The following is a 10,366-nucleotide window of genomic DNA, read 5'->3' on the forward strand; positions in this document are numbered from 1 at the left end:
GAGCCAATGAGCGCGCTCATTCTGGAACTGCACTGACGGAAGACATACCATGAAAAAACCCTGGATCGCCACGGCGCTTCTGGCCTCACTGGCCGGATGCGCCCAGTCGCCCAAACCGATCGACAGTACGGACAGCCCGAAAACCCATGCCGGCAAACCCGTGGTCTATCAGATGTTCACCCGGCTGTTCGGGAACACCGAAACAACCAACAAACCCTGGGGCACCCTCGAGGAAAACGGCGTCGGCAAATTCGCTGATATCACCGACACCGCGCTCCGGGAGTTACACGCACTGGGGGCGACCCATATCTGGTACACCGGCGTACCCTGAACACGAGTGATATAAATCTACCACAGGAGCGCGATAATTATGGGATTTAGAGGGTGCCGAGGGGACTTATTGGGATAGGGTTGTGAAAGACTGTTTCACTCTGGGCAAGAGCGGGACGCCAGCAAAAAACGATCGAATCAAGGGCAGCTCCAGGGTGGACTGCCCTTTTTAGTGAGAGGCCTTGTCGAATATATCAGGTTGCTGCCTGGAGATGGCTCGCTTGCGGATCCGCTTGGCGATGCGGTAGATCGCGTTCACGGTCAGGTCGTATTCCCTGGCGAGCTCCAGGTGATTGCGGCCGTTGAACTTGTCCCAGATCTCCAGATCACGCTGGGTCAGCTTGTAGCGATAGTCCTTGGGAATCGTGATGTTCTGCCCTGCCCAGTGCTGAGCCAGGTCATCAGCGACCGCTGAGCCGCACTGCTCGGCCCGGTCCTCGGGAATGTTGAACTCGCGGAGCACCCGCGCAACGCGGTCCGCCGCTTCTGATAGTAGCTGGTGGCGCAGATGCTCCATTTGGTCACTCATCGCTCGATACCTCCTGTGTGGCGCACTTCTCAACGCGATTATGCCACTTCTTGAGATGTTCGATTACCCTGCTGGCCTCGTCCGTGCTGAGCCATTGCAGGGCTTCAATCTTGACCATGCGGCAGATGAAGGTGCCCATGGCCCGCTCTGACGGGTCGCGGACAGCGCCCAGGTCGTGCAGCTTGAGCCAGAGGTGGCGGATCATCCTTGACTGGCTGTCGTCCGCCAGAGGGCGGCTGTGGCCGCTCCTGGATGGCGCTGGCCGCTTCGGCTTGATCTTGAACCCCTTGGCCTTCAGTTGCTCCAGGACGATCTCCAGGCCGTTTATGGACAGGTCAGCGCTGCTGGTTTTGCCACCCAGAGCCGGGATGTTGGCGAGCATCATGCGATAGCTCTCATCAGCCATTCCGAGCTCCCGCCTGGCGACGTGGATCAGTTTGATCAGGCGCTTGCGGCGCCGTTCTGCTTGAGCTCCCATGGCTCTGGGCATCAGTGGATCCTCCTGGTGGTCTGGCGCTGCAGCTTCAGAGTGCGGCGCTCTTCTCGCATGGTCTGGATGTGGCGTTTGGCCGCCAGGGTGTTGCCAGCTGCTGCCGCCACCATGTAGCAGTGGCGTGCGGCCTCAATCCGAAGGTGCGTGCGCTCTATGGCGCGTTCCTGGAGTGCTGTCATGTTTCGCTCCTCGTTGTTAAACGATTGGCACGTAGCTGGCTTTATAGCGGCGTACTTGGTCAATTAGATCGGAGGCCGCCCCCTCTGCTTGCATGGCCTCCAGCAGCGCGCGCTGGGCCGCCTTGAACGAGGTGAAACCGCGCTCCCACCCAATTTCATGAGCTAGAAGCTCCGGGCCGAAATCCAGATCCCCCGCACTGATATCGGTAGCCAGCATTTCACCGCGAGCCACTCCGCAATCGTCCCAACCGTAGAACTTCATGAGCGGCCCTCCATACGGTCCAGGCGCTCCAGTTCCGCGATGATCAGGGCGCCGGCTTTGACCAGGCAGTCTCGACGACCCTTGGGCCGCCAATGTTCTCCGCCCCAAGGCCATTCTGGTCTTGGCATTTGGCAGACGGTAGAAGCCTCATCACCACCGGTTGCCGAAGCGGCTGCATACTCCGAGGCGGCTCTTGCCAGTTCGCCAGCGGTGTAGCTGTCGTCCCAGAGACGGCTGTAGCCTTCGGCTCTCATCTGGCGGAGACGCTCGTCGAACAGCAAACGAGAGCACCGGACCGTTGGATTTCGACGGCTTATTATCCAGGTGATAGCCAACGCGATAGCGCTACACAGGCCGAAGATTGCCAGAAACAATTCAAGCATCTTCATACTCGTCCTCCTGGCTGGGCTTGGTGTCCATCTCGTAGATGTCTACCTGGATAAGGAATGCATACTGGCAGCATGGGCAGGTGGCGGTGACCTCCAGGAGGCCTTCATCCTCTGCGGAGGTTTCGGCTTCGACTTCGGAGTCGGGGATCTCCCCGTGGCAGTTTCGGCAGCGCATCACGACGTCTCCTTTATCTCGTGGACATCGAACTCGTCGGCGGACAAGTCGGGCAGCTCGCAGTCCACCACGGTGATGCCGATTTGGGCGGAATGAGGCCATCCTTCCTCCTCGCTGAGCTTCTCCACCGCGCCATATCCGTTGTAGCCATCAACCAAAAACAAAAGCAGAGGGCCAGCCGCACGGCGCGCGACGGCCTGAATGACGTCTCCACCGGACGCCCGCAGCACATCTTTATGCAAGATCCAGAAGTTATTAATTTCTTCGCCAACTTCCGGGGTCACTTTGTCCAGGTCGATATCCAACGTGATGCTGATATCGAGTCCTGACTCCAATTTGAATCGCCTTTTCATGGTTACACCTTTGCGATATCGAGGGGTAGTTGGTCGTATTGATCAGTGCGGCCGGCCCGTTTGTAGAGGCGCAGGTAGGTGATGCTGGCCTGCACGCGGATGCTGTCGGTGATGATTTCCATCGCTTTTTGCCAGCGCTCGTCCTCGATGTCGTGACTGCGCAGGTCGAGCACTCGGCTGACGCTAATTTCGCCGGCGGCGTTTCGGCGGAAGGCTCGGTTGGCGATGACCACCAGGCCGTTGGGAACACCTGGGCGGCCGCTCCAGTCGAGCAGGCATTCATCGATCAGCTTTTTGGCGGCGAGCAGGCGCTCGTCAAAGGTCATGCTGTCGTGGTTGGCTCGCATGACGCGGTAGCGGCCGTCGAAGCTGGTGAACTGCACATTGCCCTTTTCGCCGCCGAGCTTGATGGAGTACTCCTGGGCGCTGGTTTCGATGAAGGCCTCGATCTCCGCCAGCGTGTCTTGCTTGAACTGGCGCAGGCGTTCGCTCAGTTCCTCGGCACGATCAGCGATGCGCATGACCAGGTCATCGCGCATGAGGTCGATCGTTTTAATGGTGTCTTCCGGTACCAGGCGACCGGCGGAGTCTTGCCGGTAGCCTTCGGGAATCGTTTCGGTATTCATTGCGGTTGCTCCGTTGGTTGAGAGGGTTTTGGCTCTACCCAGATGGCGACATCGCCCTTGAGGGGTGAGCCGTTTTTGATCATGTTTGCCAGCCAGTTGCGGTAGGCGTTCAGCGCATTCATGTTTGCCAGGAAGCTTGCGCCCTCCTCGAACCCGGGCACCCAGAGACCGTCCGACTTTTTGAATGCGGTGGACTGCATCATCAGCCGGACGGAACGATCGGTGCCTCGAGCAATGGGCGCAGCGGTAGGCTCAGCATCTTCAGCCGGCATCTCTCGTGTCAGCTGGATCTGGCCACAAAGGTTCTCCGGCCATTTCCAGTAGTGACACCAGGCGTACAGCATGGCTTCCGCCTCCATCGCTACCTCCACTCGCTCGGAACGACTTTGGCGCTGATTTTCTCAGCGACCCTATGAGCCATCTCAGACTGCATCGCGAGCTCACCGGCAACTTTCTGCGCATGCATTGCCTCGTCCGTCAGGGCTCGCAGTGCTGCGCTACAATCCGGCCACCGTTCTTCCTGGATAGCCTTGCGGAGCTTCGCCTGATGTAACTGCAGCATATTCTCCGCCTCCATATCACGCGGTTTGAATGCAGTTACTTGGCCCCCGCAGCGCCGCACAATTTCAGAGAGGCTCAGTGATTTACTATAGGGTGAGATTTCGGCGCCTGACATCAGTGAACCCTCCTCGGTGCGTGGATGTAGCGGCTCCAGGGGCGGATCCAGCGGACGCGGACCTGGTCTACCTTCTTTTCCATCTCGATCCATATGCCTTCGGAGTCGCGATACACGCGGCGCACTTCGCCCATCAGGCGATCGTTGGCCGGGTGGTCGCGCAGCAGGATGATGGCGCCCTTGGTGGTCAGGCTCATGCCGGCTACGACGTGGCCCATGTCCTCCAGGGCGGCCATGCCGGCTTCGGCCTCTTTGAACCGCCGCCGAAGCGGCGACGGAAATGGCTTAACGGATGCAGACATGTCACACCCCCTGAATGATTTCTCGATCAACGATGGGCGCGCCGATCTGGGCGGCCGTGTTCGCGGCAGCGGTGAGGAAATTTCCGATCGCAAGTGGGTAGAGCTGGCTATCGCCGTCCCGATTGACCAGGCGTTCGGTCAGCGCCTGCAGACCGCTATCGTCGATGACATTGGCCAGGTCGATATCGCAGCGGCCGAGGCGGTGGCCCAGGAATGAATCGAGCTCGTCCGGAGCGATCGGCAGCAGCTCCACCACCTCGCAGCGCTGCACCACTTCGCGTACCGCCAGGTTGCGTTCGCTGAGTTTCACGAGCAGCTCCGGCTGGCCGATGAGGATCACACTGACCAGCTTGGTGAAACCCACTTCCAGCTCCATAATGCGCTTCAAGTGCTTGAGCGTCGGGATGGGCAGGCTGTGGGCTTCCTCAATCACCAGGCAGTGTTTGTTGCCCGCCTGGTGGCTGTCTTTCAGCGCCTGGTGGAGCTGACGGAAACGCGCCTCCGGAGATGACTTGGGGCGCTGCAGCGGTGAAACCGTGGATAAAATGGCCTCCGCGATGTGGGTGCTCTTGAGCGTCTTGCCCTTGGAGTCGTTATCCTCGGCTGCCAGCACGTAGGGCTCGATCAGGATGATGGGCTGATGCTCCGTTTCGATGCGCTGCTCCAGGTCGCGCCGGACGGTGGACTTGCCCGCACCGCTCTCGCCGACCACGGCCAGGAAGCCACCGTGCCTGGCGGTCTGGTACATGGTCTCGCGCACGAAGCGGATGTTGGGCGACACCCACATGTCTTCGGCGTGGCTCAGATCCGCGAAAGGATCGCGGTGAATACCGAACTGCTGCTTGGCGGCTGGTGTGAAGGTTTGCTTTCGTAGTAACATAGGTTCGTCCTCCTCGGACTGTCGGTTGTCATTTGCGCAATCGGCAGGGGCCGCCTCATGGCAGTGGGGCGGCTCCATCACTTCAAAAATCTTCTCGCTTTTAATGCCCATGAACGTCTGAATGCGCTCTCGCAGTGCGGCCTGATCGACCGAGCGCGGCCACTGGCCGTGATTGATCAGCTGGGCGATAGTGGCCGGGCTGAGCTCCACGGCGCGAGCGAGATCGGCCTGAGAATGGCCACGGCTTTTCAGTTCATGCTTCAGTGCCAACATCTACTGTCTCCTATTTCACAATCCGCAGCGGCGCGGCGCCGGCGGTCAGTTTTTGCTCGATATCGGCCAGGGCTTCCCTGGGGACGCCTTCCGGGTAGTGCTGTTTTAACCAGGTAAAGTGCTGCGGGCCCTGCCATTGGTTGCCGAGCTTTTGGCTGAGCAGCTTGGCGGCCTCCACGTGTGTGAGGGGCTTTTCCTGAACGACCATGGGCGCGACGTCGGCTTCGTTGCCGCGCTTGGGGATGTAGTCCGTCATGGGCGTGTCGTGGATCGGCTTCATCGGATCCACCTTGCCGCCGAAGGGCACGTGTTTCTGCTTGCGGTTCTTCTCTGCCTGGTCGTCGGTGTCGGCTTCCATGGAAAGCCGGTTGACCGCCTTGCGCTCCTGGTCCAGGCGAGTGTCTTTGTGCGCCTGGAAGCCCGAGCCGATTTCGATATCTTCCTTGGTAAAACCAAACTCGTTGAACTGCATGGCTTCCACCACGTGGGCAACGGTGCGGCCCTCGGCATCCACCATCATCACTTGGGCGCTGTCATCGCCGCGCCATGGATTGCGGGTGACCTCCACTTTCATGCCCACCTCAATGCCGTCGATATGGCCAACGCTGTATTGATTGCCGTTGTAACGAATGGTGAGCTGCGGAGACACCTTCGGTGTTTTGACGGAGCCATACACCAGGTCAAACATCATCTGCCTGGGCGGCGCCAGGCGCAGCTGATCTTCGGTAATTGTCTGCCATACGTCATAGCGCGGACGCTTGGTACGGCTGTGAATGCGCGTTTTGTTGAAGGCGCGCATCCAGGCCCAGGCAATTTCGTTGATGCCTTCTAGCGTGTCCGGCGCCGTTTTTAGAAAGCGCAGGCGGTGCTCGAAGTCGCGCTCCACGATATCGTTAGCCTTCTCCACTTGGCCTTTTGCCCAAGGCTGCCCAGGCTTGTTGGTGTACAGTTCGATGTCCAGGGCGCGCAGCAGTGTGTCGAAATTCTTCGAGGTGTTAGCACTACCGGGGTCCATCATCAGGATCTGTGGCAGGCCGTGGAACGGGTCGTGCTTGTGTCGCTTCTGAGTGGCGTTAACAAACGCTTCAATCAGGTTGGTGGCGGACTCGGCACCCAGCACGTAGTGCACAAAGATGACCCCGCTGGCGTGGTCAGTAATGACGTAACGCCACACGCGGTCCTTCTCGATTTCCTTAAAATTCTGCGGCTTGTTTTTGTAGAAGGCGTCCTTCTCCATCACCCGTAGGCCGGACTGCTTCGGCAGGTAATACAGTACGCACAATGACGGGTCGATCTGCCAGACGTGGTTCGGGTGCTTGCTGGCCAGCCGCACTTTTGGTGACGGGCGGCTTTGCTGCTCCGGGTGCAGGCCAAACTTCATCAGGCCGCGCGTGATGGCGCTGATGCTCAGTGGTATCGCCTCGCCGGTGCTCTCGTCGATTCGCTCGGCCCGAATCACCCCATTACTACGCAGCACCTCCACCGCGTTTTCAACGCTGGCCAGGCGCTTGCCGTTGGCCCGGTTGCTGTCCTGCAGGTAGGCGCTGATATGCCGCGCCTCCTCCAGGGTGAGGGCCGTTTTGCCGGCGTCTTCGCGCCGCTTGCGTGGCTTTTTCATGGTGACCTCATTGAGTTTCCGGTGCAGCGTGGGAACGCTGAACCCCAATTCCTGAGCAGCGGACTGATAAACCGCCTGCTTCTTGCCGTGGCCCGCCGCCTCCGCTTCGCGGGCGACGGCGAGCAACCGTTCAATCAGTGCTGGACTCATAGGCGGGCCTACTCCGTGGCTTCTTGGTCGTCAAAATTCGGGTCAGCCCACACCGGATCACCATCATCCAGAGAACGCTCTATCCCGAGCTTTTCCCGCACTGACAGCAGCGCTTCGTCCATCAGGTCCAACTGGTGGCTGAGCCAACTGGTCTGATCCATGTCGAGCTCGTCGCCGTACTGAACGACCACCTCCAGGGCATGGCTGACGGTTACCCGAAGTGTGGCCTCAGCGTCATTGCAGATCTGGCTGGCTTCCGCTCGCACCTGGCTGATCACCTCGTCTGGCGCCTCCTTTTTGACGCGCTCGGCCTTGGTCTGCAGCTCGTCAATCTTGGCCCGGTTTTTCTCCATGACGCGGTCTTTCGCCTCGCGGTCCTCCCTGGCATCGCGCAGTGCCTTTTTGAGTTCCCGGACCGACATGCGATCAATATCGTCCAGGTTCATTCCGGCAACCGAGCCCCCGTCGGCTAGTTCTGACAGATCGTCGTCATCCTCTACCATCAGCTCGAACAGCTTTGTTTTCCCCAAAGTGGCGAACGCCTGCCGTTTTGAATCCAGTTTTGGTGAGCAGTATTTGATAGCAGCCTGCATGATCTGCTGAGCCGTTCTAGCGGCCATACCCAATTGGCTTTCGACGATATGGATGAACTCTCCGTGGGGTTCGTGCTCCTTGAGAATGATCAGTCGCTTACCAGCTTCGAGCATCGTTTCGGCGCTCTGGGCCATATAAAAGCGCGTCTCGTCCACCACTCGGGCGCGGTTGTAAACCAAGCCATCGCCATAGATATCCATGATTTCCTGAGAGTGCTCCGATGCCGGAGTCAGCGCCGAGCTGTGCTCCTGCTGTGCCTCAGTGCTGATGTCATCGTGCTCGATAGTGGTCGGTTGTTTAGGTTTTCTAGCCATACGTCCTCCGGTTAAATGCGCGAGCGCTCGCGCATTTGTTACAAATGAGCCCCAGCGTTCACACGCTGGTCCAGCTCCTCAATTCGGGCTTTTGCCCGGTTAATCTCGGCGGCGTGCGCCTGGGCGATTTGCAGCATGCGCACACCCAGGGCGTACCGCCCGTTCTCCAGCCGCGTGGCGACTCCTTCGGCTATCAGAGTGTTCAGGCACCGGTTGATGGTGGCTGGGCTCTCACCCAGCGCCTTGGCCAACTCTCCGTTGCTTAGGCCGCTAATGCTGTGCCCTTTCAGGGCCGCCATCACGCGGAGCACTCTGGCGCCGCTTTCGCTGACTCTTTGGGTGGTAGTACTCATTGCTTATGCCCCCTGTATTGGCGCGCAACTTCGTTGGCGATGTTCCCCTGCAGCAGGTCGTGCTGGCGGTTCCATTCGCGGTCACTGAGGGTGCTTTCCTCGGCGGGAAACAGCGCCTCATATCGTTCGATGAACTCACCGAGACGACCGGCCTGAAGGTCGATGGTCATGGTCTGGCGGGGCATCACGCGATACCTCGGGTGACGGCGGCGGATTGCAGGCGCTCTGGCTGCGGCTCCACCGGCAGCTGGGTGATGTTGATGTGCTCCACGGTGGGGGCAATGCACACGGCCAGAAGCACCTGCTTCTCGGGGTGGTCCTCCTCCGCTTCGCGCACCTGGGCGCACAGCGCCTGGCACCCGGTGCGGTAGGCGATGTGGCGGGCGGGCACGGCCCAGAGCACTTCTCCATCCAGGGTCACCTGGTGGGCGGCGTCTTGCGCCTGCTCCCGGTGGTCGGCGAGCTGTGCCTCGCGGATCAGCTCGATGACATAGAGCTGGCTGACGCCGAACTCGGCGGCGATAACGCTGATCGGGCATTGGCCGTCGCTGACCTGGTAGCGGCGCAGGATCATTCCGTCCCGGTACTCGCTGTGCATGGCTTTCACCTTTTCTTGATTGGACATGGCAGTGTCACTCCTCGGTTGTTTCGGGGTTTAGGCCACATGACGGTCCAGCGCTTTCGCCGGATCCTTCACGATGGTTCCTTTCTTGATGCCAAGCTTCACCGCAATGCGGTGCGCCTGACCTCGAATGGCTTTCTTGCGGCCGCTAAGCACCTCAAACACCAGATTTGGAGAAAACCCGTTTGAGAGGGCCCACTGGGTAATTGAGATGCCGCTTTCCTTGAGAGCTTCGCGGGCTTCCTCGCGAGTTCGGACTGGACTGGTCATGACGGCTCCTAGCTTGCTCGTGTCGTGTGCGCTAACATCAACTTAGTGTTGACTGGTGTATGTGAACTTTAATCCATAAATATGAACTATTCAAGGGGTCATATGAACTTTTCTGACTGCCTGCAGCGCCTGAAGCACGAGCTGCGGGTGAGCACCGATAAAGAGGTGGCTGAGGCGCTGGGCCTGAGCAAAACGGCATTTGCAGAGCGGAAGCGCCGTGGCGCATTCCCTATAGATAAAACGCGGGTTCTGTGCGCTCTGAAGCCGGAGTTGGACGAGGTGTTCATACTGACCGGACGGCGTCTAAGCGGTGAGGAGCGCCACCGAGTTCTTGTGGCTCTCGATATGTCCGCTGATTTAGAAGCAGAGGAAGAAGGCGAACTCCTCAACTCTCTGACAAAGGGAGTAGCTGAGGAGCCTGGCCACTATGGCGGAGAGGTGGACCAGGTCGCTAGAATCAAGGAGGCTCTCCATCGGTGCTCTGGGGAGGACTTGGATGTACTGGAGACCCTGGCAAATCGATTGGCACGTAATTCACGGAGGCAGGCATGAGAGTAGTGGGTGGATCTTTCGGCAACAAGGGATTGGCATTTTTTGGTAAGGGGGCCCGGAGTCTGATTATTGAGGCCAATCAGTCGGCGAAGTACGTAGCCCGGGACGTGATTCGGGTAGACACCAGAACTGAGAGCGACAAGAAATTCGGATGTGTCGGCTTTATTGTCGGGGTAATCATTTTGGGCGGCATCGGGATGCTACTCGCCGGCCCGATCGGGTTCATCGTTGCTTTCGTAATCTGCGTGTTTGGCTCCTACTATTCTGTCGATAAGAACCTGGTGGACGTCCATATGCTCGATGGAAGCAAGGTTACGGTGCAGTGCCGTTCCGGGCAGGTGACCAAGTTGGTTAATATGCAGAGCTCCAGCTGAGATGGGACTCGTGGATTTTGTGACATTGGCCAGGGAGGTTTCTGTGGCAGTT

19 protein-coding genes are annotated in these 10,366 nt (G+C 59.2%); 3 read left to right on the forward strand and 16 right to left on the reverse strand.

Going from position 1 to position 10,366, the window contains the following annotated elements; genetic code table 11:
- Positions 1 to 49 precede the first annotated feature (49 nt).
- Positions 50 to 331 carry a hypothetical protein gene (locus tag B3520_RS08390; protein WP_286807720.1) on the forward strand — a complete coding sequence of 94 codons (282 nt, stop codon included), beginning with the start codon at positions 50 to 52 and terminating at the stop codon, positions 329 to 331.
- Positions 332 to 499: 168 nt separating this feature from the next.
- On the opposite strand, the gene B3520_RS08395 is transcribed toward B3520_RS08390, so the two are convergent.
- The 16 genes from B3520_RS08395 to B3520_RS08470 all read right to left on the reverse strand — a co-directional run bounded on the left by B3520_RS08395 (position 500) and on the right by B3520_RS08470 (position 9,388).
- Positions 500 to 859 (reverse strand): Mor transcription activator family protein, encoded by a 360-nt coding sequence (locus B3520_RS08395; RefSeq protein ID WP_286807719.1) that lies wholly within the window; start codon positions 857 to 859, stop codon positions 500 to 502.
- Entirely contained in the window at positions 852 to 1,349 is a 498-nt protein-coding gene (locus B3520_RS08400) for a gp16 family protein (protein ID WP_286807718.1), read from the reverse strand. Before B3520_RS08400 ends, B3520_RS08395 begins: the two co-directional genes overlap by 8 nt.
- A complete protein-coding gene (locus tag B3520_RS08405) occupies positions 1,349 to 1,531 on the reverse strand; it encodes a hypothetical protein (RefSeq protein ID WP_286807716.1) in 183 nt (60 codons plus the stop codon). Before B3520_RS08405 ends, B3520_RS08400 begins: the two co-directional genes overlap by 1 nt.
- A gap of 16 nt (positions 1,532 to 1,547) precedes the next feature.
- A complete protein-coding gene (locus B3520_RS08410; RefSeq protein WP_286807715.1) occupies positions 1,548 to 1,793 on the reverse strand; it encodes a hypothetical protein in 246 nt (81 codons plus the stop codon).
- Positions 1,790 to 2,182, reverse strand: a complete 393-nt coding sequence (locus B3520_RS08415; protein ID WP_286807714.1) for a hypothetical protein — start codon at positions 2,180 to 2,182, stop codon at positions 1,790 to 1,792. The genes B3520_RS08410 and B3520_RS08415 overlap by 4 nt, the downstream gene beginning before the upstream one ends.
- Before the next feature lie 174 nt (positions 2,183 to 2,356).
- Positions 2,357 to 2,710 carry a DUF2528 family protein gene (locus B3520_RS08420; RefSeq protein ID WP_286807712.1) on the reverse strand — a complete coding sequence of 118 codons (354 nt, stop codon included), beginning with the start codon at positions 2,708 to 2,710 and terminating at the stop codon, positions 2,357 to 2,359.
- 2 nt (positions 2,711 to 2,712) lie between these two features.
- A complete protein-coding gene (locus tag B3520_RS08425) occupies positions 2,713 to 3,336 on the reverse strand; it encodes a DUF3164 family protein (protein WP_286807711.1) in 624 nt (207 codons plus the stop codon).
- The gene (locus B3520_RS08430; RefSeq protein ID WP_286807709.1) at positions 3,333 to 3,695 is read right to left on the reverse strand and encodes a hypothetical protein; all 363 of its coding nucleotides are present in this window, start codon (positions 3,693 to 3,695) and stop codon (positions 3,333 to 3,335) included. The genes B3520_RS08425 and B3520_RS08430 overlap by 4 nt, the downstream gene beginning before the upstream one ends.
- 316 nt (positions 3,696 to 4,011) lie before the next feature.
- Complete coding sequence (locus B3520_RS08435; protein WP_286807707.1) at positions 4,012 to 4,314, reverse strand: hypothetical protein; 303 nt, start codon at positions 4,312 to 4,314, stop codon at positions 4,012 to 4,014.
- Between the two features lies 1 nt (position 4,315).
- The gene (locus B3520_RS08440) at positions 4,316 to 5,467 is read right to left on the reverse strand and encodes an AAA family ATPase (RefSeq protein ID WP_286807705.1); all 1,152 of its coding nucleotides are present in this window, start codon (positions 5,465 to 5,467) and stop codon (positions 4,316 to 4,318) included.
- A gap of 10 nt (positions 5,468 to 5,477) precedes the next feature.
- On the reverse strand, positions 5,478 to 7,235 hold the full coding sequence (locus B3520_RS08445; RefSeq protein ID WP_286807704.1) for a DDE-type integrase/transposase/recombinase: 1,758 nt from the start codon (positions 7,233 to 7,235) through the stop codon (positions 5,478 to 5,480).
- 8 nt (positions 7,236 to 7,243) lie between these two features.
- Positions 7,244 to 8,143 (reverse strand): DUF3102 domain-containing protein, encoded by a 900-nt coding sequence (locus B3520_RS08450; RefSeq protein WP_286807703.1) that lies wholly within the window; start codon positions 8,141 to 8,143, stop codon positions 7,244 to 7,246.
- 38 nt (positions 8,144 to 8,181) lie between these two features.
- Positions 8,182 to 8,496: a helix-turn-helix domain-containing protein gene (locus tag B3520_RS08455; RefSeq protein ID WP_286807701.1), complete on the reverse strand. Its 315-nt coding sequence runs from the start codon at positions 8,494 to 8,496 to the stop codon at positions 8,182 to 8,184.
- Entirely contained in the window at positions 8,493 to 8,681 is a 189-nt protein-coding gene (locus tag B3520_RS08460) for a hypothetical protein (RefSeq protein ID WP_286807700.1), read from the reverse strand. Before B3520_RS08460 ends, B3520_RS08455 begins: the two co-directional genes overlap by 4 nt.
- The gene (locus B3520_RS08465; protein WP_286807699.1) at positions 8,681 to 9,121 is read right to left on the reverse strand and encodes a hypothetical protein; all 441 of its coding nucleotides are present in this window, start codon (positions 9,119 to 9,121) and stop codon (positions 8,681 to 8,683) included. Before B3520_RS08465 ends, B3520_RS08460 begins: the two co-directional genes overlap by 1 nt.
- A 30-nt stretch (positions 9,122 to 9,151) precedes the next feature.
- Complete coding sequence (locus tag B3520_RS08470; protein WP_286807698.1) at positions 9,152 to 9,388, reverse strand: DNA-binding protein; 237 nt, start codon at positions 9,386 to 9,388, stop codon at positions 9,152 to 9,154.
- 102 nt (positions 9,389 to 9,490) lie between these two features.
- Here B3520_RS08470 and B3520_RS08475 point away from each other — a divergent pair, with 102 nt between their 5' ends.
- Together B3520_RS08475 and B3520_RS08480 are read left to right on the forward strand one after the other, a co-directional pair.
- Positions 9,491 to 9,940: a helix-turn-helix domain-containing protein gene (locus tag B3520_RS08475; protein WP_286807696.1), complete on the forward strand. Its 450-nt coding sequence runs from the start codon at positions 9,491 to 9,493 to the stop codon at positions 9,938 to 9,940.
- Positions 9,937 to 10,314 (forward strand): hypothetical protein, encoded by a 378-nt coding sequence (locus tag B3520_RS08480; protein ID WP_286807695.1) that lies wholly within the window; start codon positions 9,937 to 9,939, stop codon positions 10,312 to 10,314. Before B3520_RS08475 ends, B3520_RS08480 begins: the two co-directional genes overlap by 4 nt.
- The last annotated feature ends 52 nt before the right edge of the window (positions 10,315 to 10,366 follow it).

It is taken from the genome of Marinimicrobium sp. UBA4509 (genome assembly GCF_002388575.1).
Classification (GTDB): domain Bacteria; phylum Pseudomonadota; class Gammaproteobacteria; order Pseudomonadales; family Cellvibrionaceae; genus Marinimicrobium; species Marinimicrobium koreense.